Annotated in this window: 24 protein-coding genes and 1 other RNA gene; 15 read left to right on the top strand and 10 right to left on the bottom strand. The window is 45.6% G+C overall.

What is annotated here, in order from left to right:
• Positions 1-17: 17 nt before the first annotated feature.
• The 3 genes from hslO (at position 18) to ACMXYU_RS16195 (ending at position 4,075) form a co-directional block, all read left to right on the top strand.
• Positions 18-887 (top strand): Hsp33 family molecular chaperone HslO, encoded by an 870-nt coding sequence (hslO, locus tag ACMXYU_RS16205; RefSeq protein WP_415899470.1) that lies wholly within the window; start codon positions 18-20, stop codon positions 885-887.
• A 209-nt stretch (positions 888-1,096) separates the two neighbouring features.
• Positions 1,097-2,644 carry a phosphoenolpyruvate carboxykinase gene (locus tag ACMXYU_RS16200; RefSeq protein WP_415882789.1) on the top strand — a complete coding sequence of 516 codons (1,548 nt, stop codon included), beginning with the start codon at positions 1,097-1,099 and terminating at the stop codon, positions 2,642-2,644.
• Between the two features lie 330 nt (positions 2,645-2,974).
• Positions 2,975-4,075: a poly(3-hydroxybutyrate) depolymerase gene (locus tag ACMXYU_RS16195; RefSeq protein ID WP_415899469.1), complete on the top strand. Its 1,101-nt coding sequence runs from the start codon at positions 2,975-2,977 to the stop codon at positions 4,073-4,075.
• Between the two features lie 25 nt (positions 4,076-4,100).
• Here ACMXYU_RS16195 and ppx read toward each other — a convergent pair whose 3' ends face one another.
• Positions 4,101-5,615: an exopolyphosphatase gene (ppx, locus tag ACMXYU_RS16190; protein WP_415899468.1), complete on the bottom strand. Its 1,515-nt coding sequence runs from the start codon at positions 5,613-5,615 to the stop codon at positions 4,101-4,103.
• A 300-nt stretch (positions 5,616-5,915) separates the two neighbouring features.
• Between ppx and trxA the strand changes: the two genes are divergently transcribed.
• The 6 genes from trxA (at position 5,916) to ACMXYU_RS16160 (ending at position 12,563) form a co-directional block, all read left to right on the top strand.
• The gene (trxA, locus tag ACMXYU_RS16185) at positions 5,916-6,242 is read left to right on the top strand and encodes a thioredoxin TrxA (RefSeq protein ID WP_415882785.1); all 327 of its coding nucleotides are present in this window, start codon (positions 5,916-5,918) and stop codon (positions 6,240-6,242) included.
• 229 nt (positions 6,243-6,471) lie between these two features.
• Positions 6,472-7,731, top strand: coding sequence for a transcription termination factor Rho (rho, locus tag ACMXYU_RS16180; protein WP_007021413.1), 1,260 nt, complete (start codon positions 6,472-6,474; stop codon positions 7,729-7,731).
• 63 nt (positions 7,732-7,794) lie between these two features.
• On the top strand, positions 7,795-9,273 hold the full coding sequence (gene ubiD, locus ACMXYU_RS16175) for a 4-hydroxy-3-polyprenylbenzoate decarboxylase (RefSeq protein WP_415899467.1): 1,479 nt from the start codon (positions 7,795-7,797) through the stop codon (positions 9,271-9,273).
• A gap of 3 nt (positions 9,274-9,276) precedes the next feature.
• Positions 9,277-10,323: a 2Fe-2S iron-sulfur cluster-binding protein gene (locus ACMXYU_RS16170; protein WP_415899466.1), complete on the top strand. Its 1,047-nt coding sequence runs from the start codon at positions 9,277-9,279 to the stop codon at positions 10,321-10,323.
• A gap of 263 nt (positions 10,324-10,586) precedes the next feature.
• Entirely contained in the window at positions 10,587-11,216 is a 630-nt protein-coding gene (locus tag ACMXYU_RS16165; protein ID WP_415899465.1) for a hypothetical protein, read from the top strand.
• A 123-nt stretch (positions 11,217-11,339) separates the two neighbouring features.
• Positions 11,340-12,563 carry an EAL and HDOD domain-containing protein gene (locus ACMXYU_RS16160; RefSeq protein WP_415899464.1) on the top strand — a complete coding sequence of 408 codons (1,224 nt, stop codon included), beginning with the start codon at positions 11,340-11,342 and terminating at the stop codon, positions 12,561-12,563.
• 49 nt (positions 12,564-12,612) lie between these two features.
• Here ACMXYU_RS16160 and ACMXYU_RS16155 read toward each other — a convergent pair whose 3' ends face one another.
• From ACMXYU_RS16155 to hemC, 4 genes are read right to left on the bottom strand one after another with little or no spacing between them, the layout of a single operon-like run.
• The gene (locus ACMXYU_RS16155) at positions 12,613-13,866 is read right to left on the bottom strand and encodes a heme biosynthesis HemY N-terminal domain-containing protein (RefSeq protein WP_415899463.1); all 1,254 of its coding nucleotides are present in this window, start codon (positions 13,864-13,866) and stop codon (positions 12,613-12,615) included.
• Complete coding sequence (locus tag ACMXYU_RS16150) at positions 13,866-15,137, bottom strand: uroporphyrinogen-III C-methyltransferase (RefSeq protein ID WP_415899462.1); 1,272 nt, start codon at positions 15,135-15,137, stop codon at positions 13,866-13,868. Before ACMXYU_RS16150 ends, ACMXYU_RS16155 begins: the two co-directional genes overlap by 1 nt.
• Positions 15,134-15,910, bottom strand: coding sequence for a uroporphyrinogen-III synthase (locus ACMXYU_RS16145; RefSeq protein ID WP_415899461.1), 777 nt, complete (start codon positions 15,908-15,910; stop codon positions 15,134-15,136). Before ACMXYU_RS16145 ends, ACMXYU_RS16150 begins: the two co-directional genes overlap by 4 nt.
• Positions 15,911-15,935: 25 nt before the next feature.
• Complete coding sequence (gene hemC / locus ACMXYU_RS16140; protein WP_415899460.1) at positions 15,936-16,877, bottom strand: hydroxymethylbilane synthase; 942 nt, start codon at positions 16,875-16,877, stop codon at positions 15,936-15,938.
• 167 nt (positions 16,878-17,044) lie between these two features.
• Between hemC and argH the strand changes: the two genes are divergently transcribed.
• Positions 17,045-18,439 carry an argininosuccinate lyase gene (gene argH / locus ACMXYU_RS16135; protein ID WP_415882776.1) on the top strand — a complete coding sequence of 465 codons (1,395 nt, stop codon included), beginning with the start codon at positions 17,045-17,047 and terminating at the stop codon, positions 18,437-18,439.
• 74 nt (positions 18,440-18,513) lie between these two features.
• Here argH and ACMXYU_RS16130 read toward each other — a convergent pair whose 3' ends face one another.
• Positions 18,514-19,032 carry a glycine cleavage system protein R gene (locus tag ACMXYU_RS16130; protein WP_415899459.1) on the bottom strand — a complete coding sequence of 173 codons (519 nt, stop codon included), beginning with the start codon at positions 19,030-19,032 and terminating at the stop codon, positions 18,514-18,516.
• Between the two features lie 53 nt (positions 19,033-19,085).
• On the opposite strand from ACMXYU_RS16130, the gene ACMXYU_RS16125 reads away from it, so the two are divergent.
• The gene (locus ACMXYU_RS16125) at positions 19,086-20,009 is read left to right on the top strand and encodes an AEC family transporter (RefSeq protein WP_415899458.1); all 924 of its coding nucleotides are present in this window, start codon (positions 19,086-19,088) and stop codon (positions 20,007-20,009) included.
• A 180-nt stretch (positions 20,010-20,189) separates the two neighbouring features.
• On the top strand, positions 20,190-20,315 hold the full coding sequence (locus tag ACMXYU_RS16120) for a hypothetical protein (protein ID WP_415882773.1): 126 nt from the start codon (positions 20,190-20,192) through the stop codon (positions 20,313-20,315).
• A gap of 13 nt (positions 20,316-20,328) precedes the next feature.
• On the opposite strand, the gene ACMXYU_RS16115 is transcribed toward ACMXYU_RS16120, so the two are convergent.
• The 4 genes from ACMXYU_RS16115 to ACMXYU_RS16100 form a co-directional block, all read right to left on the bottom strand.
• The gene (locus tag ACMXYU_RS16115) at positions 20,329-20,916 is read right to left on the bottom strand and encodes a 5-formyltetrahydrofolate cyclo-ligase (protein ID WP_415899457.1); all 588 of its coding nucleotides are present in this window, start codon (positions 20,914-20,916) and stop codon (positions 20,329-20,331) included.
• A 9-nt stretch (positions 20,917-20,925) separates the two neighbouring features.
• A non-coding RNA gene (gene ssrS, locus ACMXYU_RS16110) (6S RNA) lies at positions 20,926-21,106 on the bottom strand.
• A gap of 126 nt (positions 21,107-21,232) precedes the next feature.
• A complete protein-coding gene (locus tag ACMXYU_RS16105) occupies positions 21,233-21,550 on the bottom strand; it encodes a cell division protein ZapA (protein ID WP_415899456.1) in 318 nt (105 codons plus the stop codon).
• On the bottom strand, positions 21,547-21,756 hold the full coding sequence (locus ACMXYU_RS16100; RefSeq protein ID WP_415882770.1) for a TIGR02449 family protein: 210 nt from the start codon (positions 21,754-21,756) through the stop codon (positions 21,547-21,549). The genes ACMXYU_RS16105 and ACMXYU_RS16100 overlap by 4 nt, the downstream gene beginning before the upstream one ends.
• 135 nt (positions 21,757-21,891) lie before the next feature.
• Between ACMXYU_RS16100 and ACMXYU_RS16095 the strand changes: the two genes are divergently transcribed.
• Genes ACMXYU_RS16095 through ubiH form a run of 3 tightly spaced genes read left to right on the top strand, consistent with a single transcriptional unit; the run spans position 21,892 to position 25,063 of the window.
• Positions 21,892-22,503, top strand: coding sequence for a UPF0149 family protein (locus ACMXYU_RS16095; protein ID WP_415886159.1), 612 nt, complete (start codon positions 21,892-21,894; stop codon positions 22,501-22,503).
• Positions 22,503-23,819: a Xaa-Pro aminopeptidase gene (gene pepP / locus ACMXYU_RS16090; RefSeq protein ID WP_415899455.1), complete on the top strand. Its 1,317-nt coding sequence runs from the start codon at positions 22,503-22,505 to the stop codon at positions 23,817-23,819. Before ACMXYU_RS16095 ends, pepP begins: the two co-directional genes overlap by 1 nt.
• Positions 23,816-25,063, top strand: a complete 1,248-nt coding sequence (ubiH, locus tag ACMXYU_RS16085) for a 2-octaprenyl-6-methoxyphenyl hydroxylase (RefSeq protein WP_415886157.1) — start codon at positions 23,816-23,818, stop codon at positions 25,061-25,063. The genes pepP and ubiH overlap by 4 nt, the downstream gene beginning before the upstream one ends.
• Positions 25,064-25,071 lie beyond the last annotated feature (8 nt).

Here is a 25,071-nt window from a genome sequence, read left to right as displayed (position 1 = left end):
CTCGATAGAATCCTCTCATGAGTAATCCTGATCAGATTCAGCGTATCCTATTCGATGAATTGGATATTCGCGGCGTTGTTTCCGGCGTACAGCAAACCTGTGCCGATTGTTTTGAAAACCATGACTATCCCGCTGTGATCCAGCAGGTGTTAGGTGAAATGTTAGCAGCAGTGAGCTTGCTTAGCTCGAACCTAAAATTTAAAGGTCGTCTTATTCTTCAAGCTCAAGGTCGAGGAAATGTTCGTGTGTTAATGGCGGAATGTAACCATGACCGCGATCTACGTGCGATTGCTCGTTACGAAGGTGAATTGGATGAACAAGCTAACTTTGTGGATCTATTGCCGCAAGGTCAGGTTGTACTGACTATCGAACCGGAGCAAGGGCAACCTTATCAAGGTATTGTGCCTCTAGACGGAGAAAACCTTGGTAAGTGTTTAGAGAACTACTTCCTAAGTTCCGAGCAACTGCCAACCCAGATCCAGCTAGCTTCTGATGGTGAAAAAGCAGCAGGTATGCTGTTGCAGGTATTGCCAGCGCAAGGTACCGGCGAAGAAGACTGGGATCGGGTCAGTCACTTAGCGTCCACGCTTAAAAGTGAAGAGTTATTAGAGTTGGATAACGAAACATTGTTGTACCGACTTTTCCACGAAGAACAATGCCGTCTATACGAACCGGATGACGTTCGATTTAAATGTACCTGTTCTCGTCAACGCAGCGAAGCGTCTTTGAAACTCATCGATAAAGCAGAGCTTTTAGAAGTACTAGAGGAGCAAGGTAAAGTGGCTGTGAATTGCCAGTTCTGTAACGCCCAGTATGATTTTGATGCTGCAGACATTGAAGCCTTGTTTGCTGAAAACGTCGCATCAGGCGGCTCACAAGTACATTAAGCGAACTTATATTAGATATTCTGGTGGTGAATTTGCAGTAAAATCAATCAAATAAGCCTGTTTTTGCGGCAGGTCAAATGCGAATTGATTTCAACAATGGCACAGCGTGCGATTTTTGTGCATAATACGCCTCCTTATAATTACGATACACCATAGCCTTACGCCTTATTAGGTAACGTTATTGGCGCCTATGCCAAGGGAACCCAGTAATGACCAAAGATTCTGTTAACATTGCACACCATAACTTAAGCCCAGCTAAGCTGGTTGAGAAAGCCATTGCCAACGGTGAAGGAACACTTGCTGACACTGGCGCATTGGTAGTGACAACAGGTAAACGTACCGGTCGTTCTCCGATGGATCGTTTCATCGTTGAAGAGCCAAGTACTGCTGATTCTATCGATTGGGGTAATATCAACCGCCCATTCGATTCAGACAAATTTGATGCGTTATGGACTCGCGTAGAAGAGTTCATCGCAGACAAAGAACACTTCGTGTCAAACGTACACGTTGGTTCTGATCCAAACCATTATCTTGCTGTAAACATGACTACTCAGACTGCATGGCAGAACCTGTTTGGTCAGAACCTTTTCATTCGTCCTGCGGAATACAACCCGAAGTCGAAAGAAGAGTGGCAGATCCTAAACGTTGCTGGTTTCGAATGTGATCCAGAGCGTGACGGCACAAACAGCGATGGTTGCGTAATCATCAACTTCGCTAAGCGTAAAGTTTTGCTAGCAGGCATGCGCTACGCTGGTGAAATGAAGAAAGCGATGTTCTCTGTGCAGAACTTCTTGCTACCAGAGAAAGACGTATTGCCAATGCACTGCTCTGCAAACGTTGGTGATGACAACAGCACAACGCTATTCTTCGGTCTATCTGGCACAGGTAAAACAACGCTGTCTGCTGACCCTTCTCGTTACCTAATCGGTGATGATGAGCACGGTTGGGGCAAAGGCGTTGTATTTAACTTGGAAGGTGGTTGCTACGCTAAAACTATCAACCTAAGCCAGAAGAACGAGCCAATTATCTGGGACGCTATCCGTTTTGGTGCAATCGTAGAGAACGTTGCTCTAAACGATGCGCGTACAGCTGATTACGATGACACATCTCTAACTGAGAACGGTCGTTGCGCATACCCACTACAGCACGTAGAAAAACGTACTGTATCTAATATGGGTGAAGAGCCAGATTCTATCGTATTCCTAACGTGTGACCTGACTGGCGTATTGCCACCAGTATCTATCCTGACTAAAGAAGCGGCTGCGTACCACTTCTTGTCTGGTTACACTGCACTGGTAGGTTCTACAGAAATGGGTTCAGGCGGTGGCATCAAGTCTACTTTCTCTACTTGTTTCGGTGCACCTTTCTTCCCTCGTCCAGCGCACGTATACGCTGAGCTTCTAATGAAGCGTATCGAAGAGTTCGGTTCTAAGGTTTACCTAGTAAACACTGGTTGGACTGGTGGTTCTTACGGTACTGGCGAGCGTTTCAGCATCCCAACTACTCGTGGCATCATCTCTGCAATCCAGAATGGTTCCCTAAACGGTGTTGAGACTGAGAAGCTAGAAGGTCTAAACCTAGAAGTACCAGTTTCGGTTGAAGGTGTAGACTCTACACTGCTTAACCCACGTAACACTTGGGCTGATAAGTCTGGTTACGATGCAACTGCAAACGACCTGATCGGTCAGTTCGTAGAGAACTTCAAGAAGTTCGACGGCGTATCTGAAGAGATCATTGCAGCGGGCCCTAAGCTATAAGCGGCTAGCTAGCATTTGAAAAAAACCTCGTATTTATACGAGGTTTTTTTTTGCCTTAGTTTTGTTAAAGGGATATTTTTATCAAATGTATGATTCATTAAATCAGGGAGTGATATGGATGAAGCGTGTAGATCAGAGTTGGGTGCTACTCTGATTTTTGAGTGGGTCTGTAGTTTTGCTGGGTAGGTCTGCCCTTAATGTTAAATAATGAGTTCAACGCGCGATGGTGCTACAAGATAAGGCTTATGGATCTAAACCAGACCGTAAAGGACAAATGTGCGGAATTACGAGAAACTCGTTGCTAATGTTGCTTTGCATTAGGGAGAGGAAGTGTTTCGTTTATTATTGATTATTAGCTGTTGGATGCTGACGGGCTTTGCTCAAGCGATTGATGGCGAAGGTGGTCTGGTGGCGCCTGATCTTCCGGCGTTAAATGCTATTTCGGATCAAACCTCCATATCTGGTTTATCCTCCGGTGGTTTTATGGCTGCTCAGTATCATATTGCATATTCTGAGAATCTAGTGGGCGCAGGGATTATTGCAGGAGGACCGTGGAATTGTGTCGCGAGTATTCCCGGAAGTGATATGACGCCTAAGCTTGTGAGTGCCACTACAACCTGTATGGATCCTTGCAAGTACAGCTGGTTTGGTTGTCCTGAATCTCTTTATCCTAATAGTCGTTATTTGTCTGAACTAGCCAAAACTGAAGCTGAGCGCGGTAGTATCGCTAAGTTAGAGAATCTTTATGATGACAAGGTTTATATCTTCTCGGGCCTTGAAGATAAAACCGTGTGGCAGGTCGTGGGCGACCAGACGGTGTCTTTCTATAAGCACTTAGAACTTGATGAAAGTGCTATTCGCTACGATAACAGAGTGGCTGCAGGACACGGATTTATTACCGATGATCTTGAAGATAATCAATGTAGCCTGACAGAAAAACCATGGATCAATAATTGTGGCTTCTCCCAAGCGCGGCGATTGCTAGAGCATATCTATGGCGAATTGGAGGTCGATGTTAAAGAGCTGTCAGGTGAGTTGATTAAATTTGATCAAACACCTTTCATTTCAGGCGAATACAGTAGTCTAGATAATATGGGTTATGTCTATATTCCTGAGAGTTGCCGTAGTGAATCTTGCAGGGTGCATGTGGCTCTACATGGTTGCCGTCAAGGTCATGAATTTTTGGGGGATCGGTTTGTAAAGGGTACGGGTTATAACGAAACAGCGGATGCTAATCGATTGATTATCCTTTACCCGCAAGTGAAACCCTCCTCAATCATGCCTTTAAACCCCCGTGGCTGTTGGGATTTTTGGGGGTATAGCAGTAATAACTTACCGCCATATCATTACTATAAAAGAACTGCGCCACAGATGAAGGCGATCAATCAAATGGTTAATCGCTTAACCTCAAAACCTACTAATGATTATTAATAGTGCAAGTTTGAAGATTAGATAGTTAGCTGTATTTTAGCTTCATATCAGCGCTTTCTAGATAACTCGCTTCCTGCTCAAGCCCTGCTTCGGTCAATGGGTGGTGAGATAGCCAGTCCTCAGGGAAATTCATATGCAGTGTTTTGCCGTCAAAGCTAAACGTGATTGCTGGAAGGCGATCTGAAGAGCGACTGCGATGGAGTACAACTGCCAATCTTAGTAACACGCAGAGTCGACGATAGGGTTCTTGCAAACGTTTAGGTAGTGCTTTGAACTCGTCTTTAGGAAATTTACGACGATGACCGCGCACGAGAGTCGCTAGTTGTTGTTGCTCGCGCGTCGTAAAGCCGGGTAGATCAGAGTGGCTAAGCAGATAAGCACTATGCTTATGGAACTGGCTGTGAGCGATTGTCAGGCCAATCTCATGTGTACGTGCTGCCCAACAAAGCATATCGTAGTCTTTTGAAGAAAGGTGCCAGCTTTCCTTCAATTGTGCCCAAGCAAGCAGAGCTGTTTGTTCGACACGTTCGGCTTGTTCTTGGTCAACATGGTAGCGCTGCATAAGTGCGGTAATGCTGCGATCACGGACATCTTCATGCTTTAAACGGCCTGCCATATCATAGAGAACGCCTTCACGTAGTGCGCCTTCGGAGAAGCTCAGTTTCTCAAGATTTAGGGCTTCGAATATCCCGCATAAAATTGCAACGCCTGCAGTGAGGACGGTTTTTCGCTCAGTTTTGATGCCGTTAATGTCGATATCGTCACTGTGTTGGAAGGTCAGCAGAAGATCTCTAAGTTGCTGCAACCCTTCCCAGGTTATGGACTCTTGGCTGTAGCCGTAATCCTGACAAATATTGCGAACGGCTTTGATTGTGCCTGATGCACCTACTGCACTGTTCCAACCTAGATTGCGATATTCTCGGACGATAGATTGCAGTTCTTGGCGAGCTGCTGTGCGAGCGCGTTTAAAGTTGGAAGCAGAGATAATGCCATCTTTAAAATAGCGTTTGGTATAGCTAACGCAGCCCATATGGAGGCTTTCCATAGTGCGGGGCTCAAAGCGCTCGCCAATGATAAACTCAGTACTACCGCCACCAATATCAATGACTAAACGGGAGCCTTGATCATCTGCAAGGGTGTGGGATACACCTAAATAGATAAGACGCGCTTCCTCTCGACCTGCGATGATCTCAAGCGGAGTTTCTAGGATAGCTTCAGCTTCCTCAATAAACTCTCGGCTATTTTTGGCTTCACGAAGAGCGTTGGTGCCTACGACTCTAACGGAATCTCTAGGGAGGTCTTTGACTCGCTGGGCAAAACGGCTGAGGCATTCGAGCCCTCGTTGTTTGGCTTCATCAGTCAGGTAGCGTTTCTCATTGATGCCAGCGGCCAGTTGAACCTTATCGGACAAGAGGTCAATCGGGCGTATCTCACCCTGATCAAGTTGCGCGACAACCATATGGAAACTGTTAGACCCTAAATCAATGGCTGCTAAGCGTTGATCATCTTGTTTATCTGAAACAGTTGAAGGCTCTGTCATGCGTTATCGTCCTATGACCCGATATGGAAGGCTGAGCTAGATTACCAAAAGTACTGCGGTACTGCAGGTGCTTTTCATCTTTTGTTTTAAGGCTTTTAATTTATAAGGATAGTCTACTGGAAATATGGCCTGGCAGTCCCATGAAATGGGGCTTTATAGCGTTTGAGGTTTAAGCTTATAGCTAAATAATTGACCGCTATGCTAGGGAATTACCCTTGTAGGCGTTACACAATAGGCGGCGAGGATGCTATTATCGGCAGTCTTATTGAAAAATAATGGGCGCAGCGGAGAAAAGTTCCCATGAGTGAAAACATTGTAAATGTTACAGATGCTTCCTTTGAGGAAGATGTTCTCAAAGCTGAAGGTGCAGTATTAGTTGATTACTGGGCTGAGTGGTGTGGTCCTTGTAAGATGATCGCCCCTGTTCTGGAAGAGATCGCTAAAGAATACGGTGACCAGTTGAAAATTTGTAAACTGAACATCGATGAAAACAGCGAAACTCCACCAAAATTTGGTATTCGTGGTATCCCTACATTGATGCTTTTCAAAGGTGGTAATGTAGAAGCTACTAAGGTTGGCGCACTATCTAAATCGCAGCTTTCTGCGTTTATTGAAGCTAATCTTTAATAGATTGATACCTAGAAAGTGTAATGTGGCTCAAAACATTACACTTTCTTACCTTTGCACTATAGACAGACCCTTACCTACCTTCTATAGTGTTGCTTGTTTGGTCCTCCCGCTAAAATCTTTTTCCTTCGTTGTATTTTATGCGAGAGCGTTTTGACCAACGTTCGACTATCTTCTTAAATTCCATCCACATATTAAAAATTAGCTTCGTGCTTCTTTTCTTCAAACTATGAATCTTACCGAACTAAAAACAAAAAGCGTTCCCGAGTTACTTGAAATTGCCAAAGGCATGGGAATGGATAATCTGGCTCGTTCCCGTAAACAGGATGTTATTTTCGCTATTCTTAAGCGTCATGCGAAAGGCGGTGAAGACATCTACGGTAATGGTGTCCTAGAAATTCTGCAGGATGGTTTTGGTTTCCTGCGTTCCGCTGACTCCTCATACCTAGCTGGCCCGGATGATATTTACGTATCTCCAAGTCAGATTCGTCGTTTTAACCTACGTACAGGTGACACGATTGCGGGTAAGATTCGTCCACCTAAAGATGGTGAGCGTTACTTCGCATTATTGAAAGTTAATGAAATTAACTACGATAAGCCTGATAACGCGAAGAATAAGATTCTTTTCGAAAACCTGACGCCTCTATTTGCGCAGGATCGGTTGCGGATGGAAATTGGTAACGGCAGTACAGAAGATCTGACTGCACGTGTTATCGATCTGGTTTGCCCAATGGGTAAAGGTCAGCGTGCTTTGGTTGTATCACCGCCTAAAGCCGGTAAAACCCTGATGCTACAGAACATTGCTAACAGCATCACCCGTAACAACCCAGAAACTCACCTGATTGTATTGCTAATCGATGAGCGCCCTGAGGAAGTAACAGAGATGCAGCGTACCGTTCGCGGTGAAGTGGTTGCATCTACCTTCGATGAGCCGCCATCACGTCACGTGCAAGTGGCTGAGATGGTTATCGAGAAAGCTAAGCGTCTAACTGAGCATAAGAAAGACGTGGTTATCCTTCTGGATTCCATTACGCGTTTGGCTCGTGCCTACAACACAGTTATCCCATCTTCCGGTAAAGTACTCACCGGTGGTGTTGATGCGCATGCTCTAGAGCGTCCTAAGCGCTTCTTTGGTGCTGCGCGTAACATCGAAGAGGGCGGTAGCTTAACAATCATCGCAACTGCGTTGGTTGATACGGGTTCTAAGATGGACGAAGTTATCTTTGAGGAATTCAAAGGTACAGGTAACTCTGAAGTTCACTTGGATCGTAAAGTTGCTGAGAAACGTGTATTCCCAGCAATCAATATTCGTCGTTCTGGTACGCGTCGTGAAGATCTTCTTACATCTGAAGAAGAACTACAGCGCATGTGGATCCTGCGTAAGCTTCTAGATCCAATGGAAGATACTGCAGCGACAGAGTTTGTAATCGACAAACTGAAAGACTTTAAAACAAACGACGAATTCTTCCTTTCGATGAAACGGAAGTAAACCGGTTTGCGTATTAAAGGGTGAGCATCTGCTTGCCCTTTTTTATATCTACTAGGTCTGATTATGGCGACACCCAAATATAAAGATCTGCGTGATTTTATCCACATGCTTGAAGAGCGTGGCGAGTTAAAGCGTATTAAGCAAGAGATTGATCCTAATCTGGAGATGACCGAGATTAGTGATCGTACTCTCAAAGCAGGCGGTCCTGCTTTGCTGTTTGAAAACCCGAAAGGCTCCTATTATCCAGTGTTAGCTAACTTGTTTGGTACGCCTGAACGTGTAGCGATGGGTATGGGAGAGGAGTCTGTAGAAGCGCTGAGAGATGTAGGTAAACTCTTATCTCAATTAAAAGAGCCTGAACCACCTAAGGGTATGAAGGATGCTTGGGAAAAGCTGCCTATCTTTAAGCAAGTGCTCAATATGGGCCCCAAGCTGGTTAAGTCAGCGCCGTGCCAGAAACATGTGATTGAAGGGGATGATGTTGATCTAAATACCCTTCCTATTCAAACTTGCTGGCCGGGGGATGCAGCACCGTTGGTTACTTGGCCTTTGGTGATTACACGCGGTCCTAATAAAGAGCGACAGAATTTAGGTATCTACCGTCAGCAATTAATCGGTAAAAATAAACTGATTATGCGTTGGCTCGCCCACCGTGGTGGTGCACTCGATTTTCGTGAGTGGAAACAGGAACATCCGGGTGAAAAGTTCCCTGTTGCCGTTGCTTTGGGCGCAGACCCTGCAACAATTTTGGGTGCAGTGACACCGGTTCCTGATACTTTGTCTGAGTATGCTTTTGCGGGCTTGCTGCGTGGTGGCAAAACGGAAGTTACTCAGTGTATTGGTAATGATCTTCATGTACCTGCTAGCGCTGAGTTTATTTTAGAGGGTTATATTGATCCGGACGAAATGGCGGATGAAGGCCCATTTGGCGACCATACAGGTTACTACAACGAGGTTGATAGCTTCCCTGTATTTACGGTCGAGAGAATTACCCATCGCAGTAACCCAATCTATCACAGCACCTATACTGGCCGTCCACCAGATGAGCCAGCTATCTTAGGTGTGGCGCTAAACGAAGTATTCGTACCGATTCTGCAGAAGCAGTTCCCTGAAATCGTCGATTTTTATCTGCCGCCTGAAGGCTGTTCTTACCGTATGGCGGTAGTGACGATTAAGAAGCAGTATCCGGGTCATGCAAAGCGTGTGATGTTGGGTGTCTGGTCGTTCTTAAGACAGTTTATGTACACCAAATTCGTGATCGTTTGTGATGATGATGTGAATGCCCGCGATTGGAATGATGTGATCTGGGCGATCACTACGCGGATGGACCCTCAGCGAGATACTGTGATGATCGATAATACACCGATCGATTATCTCGACTTTGCTTCGCCTGTGTCAGGCCTCGGCTCTAAAATGGGTATGGACGCGACCAATAAATGGGAAGGTGAAACAACTCGTGAGTGGGGTGAGCCTATCGTTATGGATCCCGAAGTTCAGAGTAAAGTGGACGATATCTGGGACGAATTGGGTATTTTAAAGTGATCTATGCCTAAGCATATTCTGATCGAAAATAACGGGGATGAAATTCCTTCTGGATCAGATGAAACCCTGCTGGAAAGTTTGCATCGAGCAGGGTATAAAATGCGCGTCAGCTGTCGCAATGGTGTCTGTGAAATTTGCGAAGTAAAGCTGCTTGAAGGCGAAATTAAACAACGCTATCCGGAACTGCATCTCTCTGTTGATAGCGTTCAAACTACTCGTAGTGCACCAAGTGTACTAGCATGTACATGTAAACCCTTAAGTGATGTAAGGGTCAGGATTGAAGGGTTAAAAAGCCCTGGAGAGTTATCTGTGAAAAAGCTCCTTTGTGATATTAAGGCATTTGAAAAGCTAAACCATGATGTGTACCGCATCCGCCTGCAAATGCCTGCAACGGCTTCTCTATCTGCCGAATTTTTTGCTGGTCAGTATTTAGATATCTTTTTGCCAGACGGTAAACAGGCTTCATTTTCTATTGGTTCTGCGCCAGATACGGGTCGTGATATCGAGTTACATATCCGTCATATGCCTGAGAGTGAAATGTCTAATGCGATTATCGGACATTTAAAAAGCGAAAAAACGGTAGAGATTGAACTGCCTAAAGGTGATTGCTACCTACAAGCTCATAAACTAAAACCTGATACGCGTTTGATTTTGGCTGCGGCGAGCACGGGCTTTGCGCAAGTGAAGAGCGTGGTAGAGCATCTATTGGCTAATCAATTTGGTAACCCAATTTATATCTATTGGGGCGCGCGTGTAGAAGAAGACATGTATTTGGAAAAGTTGCCAATGCAATGGGCTGCAGAGCATCCAAATGTTCACTTTGAGCCTATTGTGAGCGAACCTGAAAATAGCCCTGGTTGGACAGGTCGTACAGGCCTTCTACCGGATGCTGTTTTAGAAGATTTTGCCGATTTTGAGAATGTAGAAATTTTTGCAAGTGGTTCTCCAGGAATGGTTTATGCGTTGTTAGATGCGTGTGAACCACGTGGCTTTGAAGAAGCGAATATGCATTCTGATGTATTTGCTTATGCGCCAAGACCTAAGAGTTAATTCACCTCTTTATTTAAAAAGGAGCCTTTGGCTCCTTTTTTATTGCTCAATCATCCTTAAAAGCGTGTTTTACACTAGCTAGGTGTAACAAAGCTTTCTTATAAATGCTTTTCTGGTCATTTTTTATTAGAATCCACGGTTCGCGCTTACCCTAATCGCTTAGTTATGGATCTCTATCTGAGCGGTTATCGATAAACGCCGAGCCAGAATTGCGCTAGCTAGACGTTTTACCTGTTTTTATCAACTTACTTGGATGTATTCAGATGCAATCATTCGCTGCCTTAATGATTCGTTCCCTTGTTTATCTGCTATTTATGGCAGGTGTAGCAAATATCTTTGCAATGGAAGGTTATGCCCTATTGGCAGAGAGTAAGTATGATGAAGGTTCGGCGACAGAGTTGATGCATGATACGTTTGCTTTCGTTACCTGCATGCTATTTTTAGTCGGCGCTTATTACAGTGACACGTTGCGCCCAGCTGCCGTGGTTGTTGCGACGCTGAGTGGCATGATGCTGATTCGTGAGTTTGATGCTTTCTTAGATGAGAATATGTTTGATGGCGCATGGCAGACGCTGGTTTGCATCTTGATTGCTACATCGACTTTATATTTGATTAGGCAGCAGCATCCGGTCAAACCTTCCTTAATTGAATTCTCGAAACTGTCTAGTGCTGGTATCTATCTGAGCGGTATCTTAGTTGTATTGGTATTTTCGCGCCTGTTTGGTCGAGGTTCCTTCTGGGAAGCGGTGATGGGCGATGGCTATGTAAGGGTCGTGAAGAATATTGTAGAAGAGGGAACTGAGCTTATGGGCTATACGATACTGGTTGTCGCTGCGGTTGAGTTTCTGTGGCAGATTGTCAGTCAGCGAAAAGTGAGCGCAGATAACCCTTAGGTTAGAGATCTAGAGTAAATGAAAGAGGAGCTGCAAGCTCCTCTTTTGCTTTTGGCTGGCAATAACTTCAGTCGCGGGATAAGCTGTATAAAATCCATAACACCTCAGGGACTTTTGAGTTCTATGGAAGGGCAAAGCTCTGAAGTATTGATGGTTCGGCAGCCTATCTTTGATCGAAACCTCAAGATCATCTCTTATCAGCTGCGCTATCAATATTCTGAATACATCGAAGACTCGTTGTTTGATCCTGAAACGGAAGGGTCAATGCTCGTTATGCATACCTTCACCAGCCTGTTTCAAGACGGGCATATCCATAAAGTTCCCGTCTTTCTCCCTTTTCCTAGTTCTATGCTGCAGGAGGGGAGTTCTCTAGCTTTGCCTAGAAAAGAGATAGTTATTGAAGTCCATCCAGATATAACAGTGACTGAAGAGGTTATCACCCACCTTAGAATGCTTTCTAAACAAGGGTACCGAATTGCTTTGGATGGGTTCTCCATGCAACCTCACCTCATCCCCTTAATTAAGTTGGTCAATATCATCAAAATTGATTTTAGTTTGATGCATCGGACTAAAATCAAAAAGCTGGTAGCCACGCTGAATAAAGCAAAAAAGACCGCATTAGCGCAAAATGTAGATGACTTTGAAACCCTGCAGTTCTGTAAAAAGGTTGGATTTAAGCTGTTTCAAGGCGGTTTTATTAGTCGTCCAGTTAAGGTGCTGGGGAAAGATGTGCCGGGTAATAGCGCGGCTTTAATGCAGCTTTTGCAACAGTTGCAGCGTCCAGATATTACGCCTTCAGAAATTGAAGAGCTGATTATCATGGACCCTAAGCTTAGTTTTAAAATTCTAAAAGTGGTTAATTCAGCTGCCTATCAGCAGAACCGTTCGATTGATTCTATGCAGCAGGCGGTGGTTATCTTGGGGCATGATCAAATACGGAAGTGGGCGACTCTTATTACATTAGCCAGTAACCCTGATAAACCCGAAGAGCTTGCTAGAAACCTATTGGTCCGTGGTCGGATGTGTGAGTTGTTGGCCGAATCGACCGAAGCTTTGCAGCAAGACAGTGCTTTTATGGTGGGAATGATCTCTCAGTTAGATCTCTTATTAGATGTAGAAATGGATGAAATTTTGCGTCAGATTCCCCTAGATGACAGCATTAAGCATGCAATATCTGATTTTGAAGGCGATTTAGGTGGATTGCTGAAAGTTGTGATTGCTTTCGAAAAAGCGGATTGGGAAGAGGTTGAAGCTTCTCCTTTTGGTAAAGAGTTTTTTGATGTGGCCTATCGACATAGCCTGCACTGGGCTGAGCAGGCTATGGAGGCCTTAGTGCAAACGGAATAAATAAAAAAGGATGCTATAAAGCATCCTTTTTTATGGTCTTGTAAGGCTATTAAGCGCTAGCTTTTTGCTCTACTGGCATTGGTAGTTCAGGTAAGCCTGATGCCACAATGTTTAGGTTTTCTTGTAGTAAACCTTGTGCCTTTTCATCTTCGCCTAGGTGGCGAAGTAGGCGCGTTAGCTCACCTAATGTTTCTGGTTTTGCATCTAGCTCAAGACTTTGTTCAAAGTACTTAACTGCCTGTCCCCAGTGCTCATTACGTAAGGATAGGCGACCTAGGGTTAACAATAGTTCAGGGCTTTCAGCGTGAGCTTTCTGCCAGCTACGTGCACTATCAAGCTGCTTCTTGGCATTTTCGCCATTGATGCGGCCATACAATGTAACCAGTTTCTCGTCCCAGTTTTTCTTAATCAAACTGCGAAGATTTTGTTCTGCACGATCTTCGGCGCCAAGAGAAACCAGTAGTTCGGTGTAATGCTGAACGATCTCACCATTCTTAGTTTGCTCTGTTGGCAGATCAGACCAAGCATCGCTTAATGCTTTCAGGCGGTCTTCTTCGCTGGTTTCCACTGGAAGTTTGCTAACACTGTCTTCAAGAATATGAGTGCAGCATTCCGCGCTCAGTTCATATAGCTCTTCCGTTTTCAGCGCTTGGTGTTTACGCAGTGCAGGAATCAGTTGAGAAAGCGCTTTCCAGTCATTCAGGCGAAGGTAAACATCTTTCAGCAGCTTCATCACGTATGTGTTTTTAGGTGCTAGTGTGCGTAAACGTAGAAGCGTTGCTAGGCAAGGCTCTAGCTGACCACGAGATAGTTGAATCTCAGCTTGAGAGATAGCAACAGTCACTTCGGCTTCAGGTGTTGTGTTGCGTGCCTTTTGTAGAAGTTCGTCAGCAGCAGCTTCATTGTTTTGCTCATGTGCAGCTTTTGCCGCAGCAAGGTAGTTTACTAGCGGTAGATCAGAGCGTTCAGCGGCTTGAGCTAGTTGTTTCTGCGCTTGAGCCCAGTTGCCTTCGGATAGAGAAGTTAGACCTTTCAGCGTCTTACGACGGCTGATTAGCTGGTTTCTGTTATCTTTCCAAGCTTTTAGCTTAGTGGTTGGCAACTGAGTATGAGTGACTAAGTTCAATAGCCAGTGACCAATGACAAAACCTACAGCCAAAACGATGAGAAGAACCCACAGGCTGGTTTCGATCGTTGTTTGGTTATAAGCGATCAAGACATAGCCTGAATCTTTGATCATCATCTCACCGACGAATGCACCGCCAGCTAGAATGATCAGCAGAAGTAGGACAAGTTTTTTCATTATGAAGCCCCTTGTTCCTTAAGTTTTGTCATATGAGCAAGGTAGTTCTTCAGGCTGCGTAGAGAACCAGAAATATCTGGCATCTCAGCCGTTACTTTAACGCTCTTCAGCTCAGAAATGCCGCGTAGCAAGCTTTGTGTAGTGCCGTCGCTTTGCTCGAAGTAAGTAGAAACCCAATCGTGCGCTTTGTTTAGACTGGCATCATAAGATGACTGCTTGCGCTGTAGTAGAGCAAGCTGAGCTTGTTCTAGCATTAGGTGAAGATTTTGCTGTAGGTAGTATGTTTGCTGTGGTGATAGCAATGGTTCAATTGGCTCATCACGGTGCTGGATAACCACAAGCTTATTAAGTTTGTCGGTTGCTTTGCTCCATGATTCTTCTAGACCGGCAGTCCAAGACTCTTCGACCACTTCTGGCGTCACTTTTTCTAATAGATCAGGTAGCTTGTGCTGTTTAGAAATTGGGATTAAACGTAGGTTTTGTACCTGATTGTTCAATGCGCCAAGCTGCAGGAATACGCCTTCTGTATCCAATACCGGTACTGCTTCTAATGCTGCGATATCAGCAGCTAAAGCCTTACGTACATCGTAAATGGAAACGTCGTCGGTCTCTTTTAGGATCTTATCAGCAGATTTCAGTAGTTTCAGTGCACCTGCAGAGGTTTGCTCCATCAGTACGCGCTGATTAGCGAGACGTAATAGATATTCGACTTCAGCCAGAAGCCAGTCTTTACGATTGGTTTTCTGATTAGCTGTCACCTGTTGGATGCTTTTCGTTAGACGTGCCTGTAGCTCATCAATGTTGTTTTTGTCAGCTTGGCTTTGAGATTTTAGTTGGCCCAAGGTTTGGTTCATGCCAGCTAATGCTTGATCGAGCGAGCCGCGTGCATCGCTTAGAGAGGAGCTAACCTGAGCTTCAATCGCTGCGTTATTCTGAGCGACGCTATTGCTTTGTTGCAGAGATAGCCAATACAGGTAACCAGCAGCTCCTAAAGCGATAATTGAGATAGGCAGTGCTAGTTTGCCAGGCCATGTTGCAGGCTTCTTCTCTTTCTCTGCTTTTGGTTCAGGAGCAGATTGTTCTGATGCAGCAATATTGTCTGCTTCAGCCGTTGTTTCTTCTGCTTCTTTGTTAGTCTCTTCTGCAGCGGCTTCTTCCTGTTCAGCGACTGCTTCTGTAGTTTCTTTAACCACTTTTTCAACAACCTCAGTTGCAGGTACATCTTGAGTGGTTTTATTGTCTTCCTGCGATTGTTTCTTTTTGTTGCTCATCTGTCGATTTCCGCAAAAGTCAGTGACTGCTTCAGGGTGTCGATCATTGCTTGATCGTCTGGCCCCGAGGCCGTGGTTACTCTGTTGAATCCAGCTGCTTCGGCAGCTTTTTTAATACGTTCACTGGGCACAACAAGATGACAGCGTAATAGTGAATCAGTGCTGAATTTGCCATTAGGGCGCTGTATCAAGTCCAGTAAATTGTCGAGTCCTGCGCCGCTGCTGATAAATATGGCATCTAAAGGCCGATTAAAAAGGGCATCGGCAATATCAGCGTCGGAATATGCAGGACATTCACGGCGGTAGAGTTCAGCATAGCTAACCTCTGCTCCCCGTGCACGAAGTTCAGTGGCTAATTTTTCCCGCCCACCCTGGCCTCGCATAATTAAAATCTTATCGCCAGTAATCTGTTGCAGCGCCGGTGATGCTAATAGCGCTTCTGAATCGTACCCCAGAGGGCTGTGATAGGCATCTATACCATAGTTGTTCAATAATGCCGCACTCTGCTTTCCGATGGCTAGCCATTGTACGCCAAGTGGTAGTTGAGGCCAGTATAAGTCGATCCACTCATAGCCAATCTCTACCGCATTTGGGCTGATAAAAATGACATGCTGAAATAGATCGAGATCTAAAATGTGTTGTTTCAGCGGATGAAAGTTTTCATCAATTTCAGAAATAGGTTGGATTTTGAGTAGCGGAAAGGGGATAGGTTCCGCGCCAAGGGCGCGGAGTTGTTCGGTAAGCTTTTGGGCCTGATGCTCTGGACGTGTCACCAGAACCCTAAGGTTGGCTAAAGAGTTAGGCATCTGCTTTGTTATATACAGCGTCCAAAATCTCTTTAGCACCTGCGGCTAAAAGTCGATCAGCCAGTTCTACGCCAATGGCTTCGGCATCAGCCGGAGCGCCGCGTTGTTCGTCGCGTAGAATCAACGTACCGTCTGGTTTTGCAACTAGGCCGCGTAGGTATAGTTCAGAGTTGTCATGGTTCAGCGTCGCGTAGCAGGCGATAGGTACCTGACAGCCTCCTTCTAGGCGTTTATTCATTGCGCGCTCTGCGGTTACACGCCAAGCCGTTTCGGTGTCGTGTAGAGGCTTAAGCAATTCATGCAATTCAGCATCATCTGTGCGGCACTCAATGCCTACAGCGCCTTGGCCACCTGCCGGTAGGCTGAAATCTACAGAAATTTCTGAACGAATACGCTCAGGCATCTCTAGGCGAATCAGACCTGCAGAGGCAAGGATGATCGCATCGTATTCACCTTCATCTAGCTTACGGAGACGTGTATTGACGTTACCGCGAAGCCATTTGATCTCTAAGTCAGGGCGCTTTTCGCGAATTTGCGCTTCACGACGTAGAGAAGAGGTGCCGACTACAGCGCCTTGAGGTAGTTCATCAATGCTGTTGTAAGTATTAGAGACAAAAGCATCGGTTGGTTGTTCGCGTGGGCAGATCACGGCCAAACCTAAGCCTTCTGGAAACTCCATTGGTACATCCTTCATGGAGTGAACCGCGATATCAGCTTCACCGGCTAGCATTGCTTCTTCTAGCTCTTTTACAAACAGGCCTTTACCACCCACTTTGGCTAGTGGTGCATCAAGGATCTTGTCGCCTTTAGATACCATGCCGAGTAATTCGACCTTAATGTCTGCGTGATGGCGTTCTAGCTCGGCTTTTACATATTCTGCCTGCCATAGGGCCAATGGGCTTTTACGGGTAGCAATGCGGATGGTTCTGCTCATAAAAGTAGTCTCAAATACGGCATATTTAATATTTGTTGCCGATTGTAGCAGATTGCAGGGCGCGATATAGACACCTCAAGCGAAAGGGCATGATATAATGTCGCGCAAATTTTGTGATATCAGCTAAAAATAGCTGATTAAGTCTCCGAGTAATTTGAGGTTTTCCCATGAGTGATAAAACTAACCAGCAGTGGGGCGGTCGTTTTAATGAGCCAACGGATGCTTTCGTTGCGCGTTTTACGGCTTCCGTTGAATTTGATCAGCGTATGTATCTGCAGGATATTCGCGGTTCTATTGCTCATGCGAAGATGCTGACAAAAGCAGGCGTTCTTACAGAAGAAGAGCGTGACGATATTATCCGTGGTCTTGGCGAAATTCGTGTCGAAATTGAGCGTGGCGAATTTGAATGGTCAATTGAGCTAGAAGATGTGCACATGAACATCGAAGCGGCTTTGACTAAGAAAATTGGTATCACGGGCAAGAAACTACACACTGGTCGCTCTCGTAATGACCAAGTTGCGACCGACATTCGTTTGTACCTACGTGATGAGATCGACCTGATCTTGGCTGAAATTACGCGTCTACAGCAGGGCCTATTGGGTATTGCTGAGCGTGAAGCTGATACGATCATGCCAGGTTTTACTCACCTTCAAACAGCTCAGCCAGTGACCTTTGGTCATCACCTGCTTGCGTGGTTTGAGATGCTAACGCGTGACTTCGGCCGTTTCGAAGATTGCCGTGAGCGCGCCAACATCATGCCACTAGGTGCTGCAGCACTTGCGGGTACAACATACCCAATTCAGCGTGACCTAACTTGCGAGCTACTTGAGTTTAATGCTCCGGCTGAGAACTCTTTGGATGCGGTTTCTGATCGTGACTTCGCGATCGAGTTCTGTTCCGCGTCTAGTATCTTATTGATGCACCTAACGCGTATGTCTGAAGAGTTGGTTCTATGGACATCTGCTCAGTTTGATTTCATCAACCTGCCAGATCGTTTCTGCACAGGCTCTTCTATCATGCCGCAGAAAAAGAACCCAGATGTACCTGAGCTTGTACGTGGTAAGTCCGGTCGTGTTTACGGTCACTTGATGAGCTTGCTAACGTTGATGAAGTCTCAGCCACTGGCATACAACAAAGATAACCAAGAAGATAAAGAGCCGCTGTTTGATGCGATCGATACAGTGAAAGGTTGTCTACGTGCATTTGCTGACATGGTGCCTGCGCTTGAGTCTAAGAAAGAGAGTATGCGTGAAGCGGCGCTTCGCGGTTTCTCTACAGCGACAGACTTGGCTGATTACCTAGTGCGTAAAGGTATGCCTTTCCGTGATGCTCACGAAGTTGTAGGTAAATCTGTAGCCTACGGTATCGAGCAGAATAAAGATCTAGGTGAAATGACGTTGGAAGAGCTTGTTCAGTTCTCCGATACGATCGAGCAGGATGTATTTGAAGTGCTAACCCTTGAAGGTTCTGTTGCAGCACGTGATCACATTGGTGGTACAGCACCAAATCAGGTGCGTGCAGCTGTGAAGCGTGGTCAGGCTAAATTGGATGCGCGTGGTTAATCGCTCATCTTAGAAATAAAAAACGCGCTGCCTTGAGAAAGGTAAGCGCGTTTTTTGTTTGTCTGCGGTATGGCTTATTTATCTAAGCTGATATCAACCATTAGATCGCTGGCAATATTTTCTAAATCCTGTTGCAGCTCATCTAAGTCAAGGTCGCTGGATGCAAGTAACTCAGCTTCGGCTTTAAATAGCAATTCAGCCGACATAGAACCAGACACGAGTTCTGTGTTTAGGCGTTCAACGTTTACGTGGCGTTTAGCTAGTGCGCTAGAAATATCGCGCACGATGCCAGGTTTGTCATGGCCAACCAACTCAAGTTTAAAGTGCTGAGATGCGCCAGTGGTTTCTGGTGCTGATGATTGCTCAACTGTTACCTTCAAGCCTTGAGCATCTAGCGCTGTTAGCGCTGCAGTTAATGTAGCTGCTTTATCTTCAGGAACTTCGGTGATTAGAATGCCGGCAAACTTTCCAGCTAATCTGGACATACCGGATTCAAGCCAGTTGCCGCCATTTTCAGTAATGGTTTGCGCTAGCATTTCGACCAGACCTGGTTTATCAGGACCGATGACGGTTAAGACAAGAGATGTCATCATTGTAGGCTCCACTCTGTACATCATTATTAACTTTATAAGATCACTATAACACTATGATCGAAATTATCAGTGCTCTATGGCCGGTATTTGCACTTATTTTATTAGGCTATGCGGCGAGAAAGAGCGGATTTCTAACCGATGACTTTTGGGGGCAGGCGGAAAAGGCGACTTACTTTGTGCTGTTTCCTATCTTGTTGGTGTCCCGTTTAGCTAGTACCGATATGACTGCTGTCCCCTTGGATCAGGTGGGGTTGGCTGTTGTGTTGCTGGTTTTGGGTGGCAGTGTGTTTGTCTTTTTGGCAAAACCGTTCTTGAGGGTCGATGCAGCGGGCATTACCTCCATTTATCAGGGTGGAGTTCGTTTCAATGTTTATGTGGGCTTAGCTGCTTCGGCAACCTTGTTTGGTCCTCAAGGGGTAGTGGTCGGTGCAGTGGTGATGGCGCTCATGATCCCCTTGCTGAATTTCTGCTGTGTACTGGTCTTTTCCTACTTTACCCGTAGCACTCAAGATTTTAAGAGTGTGCTGTTAGCCTTGTTAAAGAACCCACTTATTGTTGGTAGCTTGTGTGGTTTGTTGCTAAATCAGACAGGGGTAGGTTTCCCGAATCTGCTGATGCCTATCGCTGAATTCCTAGGTCGTATGGCTCTGCCTTTAGGGCTGTTATCTGTCGGAGCAGGACTGAGTTTTAAGGTCCTAATGAAAAGTGGCCAAGCGCTTTGTGCAACCTCGTTGATCAAACTGTTAGTAATGCCATTATTGGCCTTTCTTATCTGTGTTGTATTGGGATTGCCAAATGCTGAAATTATCTGGTTGTACGCGGCCTTACCAACGGCTGCATCCTCTTATATTCTGGCGCGTCAGCTTGGTGGGGATGTGCAAATGATGGCTGCCATTATCACCGGACAGACACTTTTCTCGATGTTAACCATACCTTTTATGATGATTTTTCTTAATTTTCTGCAAAAAAGTTTATAAATCAGTAGGTAATTGGCTCTTTTTACAATTCTGGATTAAAATAATTATGTAACTGGCCGATAGTTTTATTGCCCTATGATTTATAAGGGGTTGCAAAAAACTGTATTTATGAAAAACTACGGCCGGGCATTAAGTAAACGAGCGTTTGTTTAATGTGTGGTAAACCTTATAGGCAGAATAATGAAAAAAGGTCCTGATCTGGTTCTAATCTTGGTAGTCGTGTTTGTACTAGGGTCTGTAATGACCGGCGTATCGCATGCAGATTTCCAGTTTGCTTCCCTGTTTGAGCAAGTCTTTAACAGCTAAGCTTTCAATTGCGTTATAGATAGCTTCTGCTATCAGTAACAATCGATATTAGAGGGATATCCCAGCTCTCTACAGGTAACTCTTCTACTCTCTGAATTTCATGCGCCAGCCCGATAAGGCTTGGCCCTTTCATGCTTTTCTTCAGATTTTTAAAGCCGAATGTGCGGTCATAGTATCCACCACCCATGCCCATGCGATTGCCTTTTGCATCGAAGGCGACTAGAGGTAGCAAAACTAAATCGATCGCCCAAGCGGCTCTGCGTTTGTGCGGTTGTAGTTTGGGCTCTCGGATACCGTAGATATTCTTAATCATCGGTGTTTGGTCTGTGTACGGTGTAAACCATAAACGATTATGAAGAATAGGGTGCAATACCGGTAGGTAGACTTCTTTGCCTAATTTCCAGCAGTAGTGAATCAACGGTTCAGGGTTAATCTCACCATCATTAGGTAGGTAGATGGCGATGCTCTTAGCGCGTCTGAAATCTGCACGGGTGCGTATATTCTTCAGCAAACCTTGTGCGGCTTGTTCCTGTTGTAGAGGAGTTAAAGAACGTCTGAGTTGACGAATACGCTGGCGGAGTTGTTTGCGTTGTTGAGTCATTGTGAAATGAAGATCCCCAAGGTGCCGGTGTCGGATATGGCCCTGAACCCGAAGGTTCAAGGAGGTGGTTACTGAGTATCATTAGGCTTTCCGGTAAATCGGACATGCACACCAGAAACTACGAGCAACCCCCAAAAGTGTGATTATCGGCTCGAGGGACGTAACCAACGGTCGAACACCCCAGGGCATGTTTTTATTATACCCTTTATGATGCCGGTGTCAGGACTTGTAATAAAAATATTTTCTGCTAGGTGGTGCTGTAACTGGCTGTTAAATATACACTTTTCTTAAGTTGAAAAGTTTTCAAGGACAGTGGTTAACTGTCCGAATCAGTAGTTTGTGTTTCGTTGATTAACGCTTTATCAATTTTGTTACCAAGGTGACGTAGGCGTTCTTCAATATTGCTGGTGTTTGCTTGCTTGGATTGCAATAACTCATGAGCCAAGTTGAGCGCTGCCATCACCGCTATCCGCTCAAGCCCTAACACTTTGCCTGTTTTTCTGATCTCTAGCATTTTCTCATTAAGAAAGTCTGCGGAAGCCAATAATTCAGCCTCTGCGTCAGCCGGACAGTTAAAATTAAACTCTTTGTCTAGCAGAGTAATAGTGACAGGTTGGGATTCTGGCTGGCTCATTTGTTTTGCTCCAACGCTTTAAGTCGCATGATCATCGCTTGAATTTTGGATTGCGTTTGTTCGTTGAGCTGTACTAGTTGAGCACGCTCCTCTTTAAGCTGTTGTTCACGGGCACGCAGCTGAATATTTTCCTGATTTAGTTGTTCGCAGCGTTCCAGAAGTTGATCGATTTTCTGTTCCAGCGCGTTAAAGTAATGCTCAGTCATGCAGAAAGAATGCCCCTAAAGCTAAATTATTCTCAGCAGGACTATAATCAGCCCCTGTCTGTGGGTCAATGACGCTGCACAGGAAGTGTTGAAATGCTAGGATTAACAGCACGATATTATTGATGGATTCGATTCATGTCTTTAGAAAATGTACCTGTAGATCTACCCGATTTTGAACTTATCGCAAATATGTTTGTAGAGGAGGGGGTGAGAGCTGTTTCACCTTCGGAACTCCACGGAGTTATCTCGGGACATTTAGCTGCGGGTGCACGTTTAAAACCAGCGGCGTTAGAGAAGATCGTTAATGAATTGCTCGATATAGAATCGCTCTCCCAAGACAGCAGTAAGTCGGTGGTGACGAATCTTTACACAGCAACGCTTGGCTGTATGGAAAGTATGGATCTGGAGTTCGATATGGTACTTCCAGATGATGAGGATGAGATCTCTATGCGTGCTGAATCCCTAGGGCGTTGGTGTCAGAGCTTCCTAAGTGGATTCGGTCTCTATGGTAAACATACAGATGCCAGCTTATCGCCTGAAGCGAAAGAGACGCTAAATGACCTTGGCCAGATCGCACAAATCTCTTCCGATCTGGAAGAGCTTGATGAAAACGAAGCTGATCTGATGGAAGTTCAAGAATATGTGCGTATGGCTGTTTTGATGCTGTTTACTGAGTGTAATAAAGCGTTAGAAGAGAAAGAAAAAGAGTTTGCTAAAGCTAAGCCAGAAAACAACAGGTTGCACTAATGAAGATCGGTCTTGATCAGTTTGTCGCACGCCGTGCTGCGTTGATGGCGCAGATGTCACCGGGCAGTATCGCGATTATTCCTTCTGCGCAGATGAAACAGCGTAATAGCGATGTTGAATATCCATTTCGTCAGGATAGCAACTTTTACTACTTAACTGGTTTTAACGAGCCGGATGCAGTGTTGCTATTGATGCCGGGTCGTACAGATGGTGAATCGGTGCTGTTTTGTCGAAATCGTGACAAGCTGATGGAGATCTGGAATGGCTATCGTGCAGGGCCTGAAGGCGCTGTTAATGACTATGGCATGGATGAAGCCCATGCCATTGATGAAGTCGACGATATTCTACCGGGCCTGTTAAATGGCGTATCTAGAATCTATTACTCCATTGGTAAAGATGAAGAGCTTGATCAACGCGTTCGACACTGGCTTAACCTGATTCGCGCAAAAGTACGTCAAGGGGCGGTAGCGCCTTCAGAATTAGTTATGCTGGATTGCCTGTTACATGAAATGCGCTTGATCAAAGGCGATGCAGAAAAAGATATGATGCGTCGTGCCGGTGAGATCTCTGCGCAGGGGCATATCAAGGCGATGCAGCTGTGTAAGCCGGGTGTGATGGAATATCAGTTAGAAGCGGAGATCTTGCACCACTTCGCGATGAATGGAGCGCGCCAGCCAGCGTACTCGACTATCGTGGGTGGCGGAGCAAATGCTTGTGTACTGCACTACATCGAAAACAGCGAACCGCTCAACGACGGCGATCTGGTGTTAATCGATGCCGGTTGTGAGCTAGATCATTATGCTGGCGATATTACACGTACTTTCCCTGTAAATGGTCGCTTTAGTCCTGAACAAGCGGCAATATACGGACTGGTTTTGAAAGCACAGAAAGCTTGTATTGAATTCGCGAAACCAGGTGTTTTGTGGGAAGCCGTACACGAAAAATCAGTAGAAGTGTTAACCGCAGGGCTGATTGAGCTAGGTTTGCTATCGGGTACGTTGAGTGAAGAGATCTCAGCGGGTCGCTACCGTGATTTTTACATGCATCGTATTGGTCATTGGTTAGGTATGGATGTTCATGATGTTGGCGATTACAAAGTCGATGGCGAATGGCGTCCGTTAGAGCCTGGTATGGTGATGACGGTTGAGCCAGGTATTTATATCGCTGCGGACAACGAAAATGTTGAGCCTCGTTGGCGCGGTATTGGTGTGCGTATTGAAGACGATATCTTGATCACTGCAGAGGGTAACGAAAACCTTACTGCGGCTGTGCCGAAAGAAATTGCAGAAATTGAAGCGTTAATGGCAGCAAAATGAAACAGCACTATGACATCGTGGTGATTGGTGGCGGCATGGTGGGTGCGAGCTTAGCTTGTGCTCTTCTGCCAGCAAGTGAACAGCTTGATCTGAATATCGCCGTAATTGAAGCCTTTCCTATGCCTGAGAAAAGCGCTCTGGAGTATCAGCCGAGCTATGATTCCAGAGCGACGGCATTGGCTTATGGTAGCCGCTCTATCTACGAAGTCATGGGTATCTGGCCAACGCTAAAAACGCATTTAGCACCCATCAAACATATTCACGTTTCTGATAAAGGTCATTTTGGTGTGACGCGTCTGCACGCAGAGCAGGAGAGAGTGCCTGCGTTGGGTTATGTGGTCGAAAACCAATGGCTCGGACGTGTCCTGCTAGATCGTTTACAGCAGGATGATGCCAATCGCATTGATTTTATCTGCCCTGCAGAAGTGACAGATGTTCAGTATGGCTCTGACCAGATGGGCGTCACGCTAGAAAAAGAGGGTGAGACGCATCAGTTAACGACTGAATTGGTTGTGATGGCTGATGGTGGCCGTTCCTCATTGCGTGAAGGGATGGGCATGAACTACAGCGAAACAACCTACGAGCAACATGCTGTCATAGCCAACGTCAGCTTAGATCGCTCACACAACGATATTGCTTATGAACGTTTTACCGATACGGGCCCTATGGCGCTGTTACCCTTGGAAGAACAAAACGGTGAGCATCGTTGTGGTCTAGTTTGGACAGTGCCTAATGATCAAGTCGATGAAGTGATGGCGCTTGACGAAGCTGAGTTTATAGCGCGTCTACACGAACGCTTTGGTCATCGCGCAGGTAATTTTGTCAAAGTGGGTGAGCGACATACATATCCGCTAAAACTGGTTTTAGCGCAGGAACAGGTGCGTCAGGGTTTAGTGGTCTTAGGTAACGCAGCGCATGCTTTGCATCCAATCGCTGGACAAGGATACAACTTGGCGTTACGTGGCGTTGTCGCTTTAGCTGATCACCTAATTCAAGCTCGTAAAGCGGGCGGTAATCTAGGTGACTTAAACGTACTTCAGGATTTCTACGAACAGCAACGACAAGATCAGCAGCGCACAATTGGGCTGAGCGATCAGACTATGAAGCTGTTCTCCAATAATAATATTCTGCTTGCAGCCGGCCGTAACCTAGGCCTGCAACTGTTAGATATTTGTCCGCCTGCTAGAACCGTTTTTGCCCGTGGTGCCATGGGCTTAGATATGCCCGCTCCAGACCTGAAATAGAGATAGAT

The sequence above is a fragment of the Neptuniibacter sp. QD48_11 genome (assembly GCF_047778095.1).
Classification (GTDB): Bacteria; Pseudomonadota; Gammaproteobacteria; order Pseudomonadales; family Balneatricaceae; genus Neptuniibacter.
Note: the sequence above shows the minus strand (reverse complement) of the source record. Positions and strands in the feature narration are given on the sequence as shown.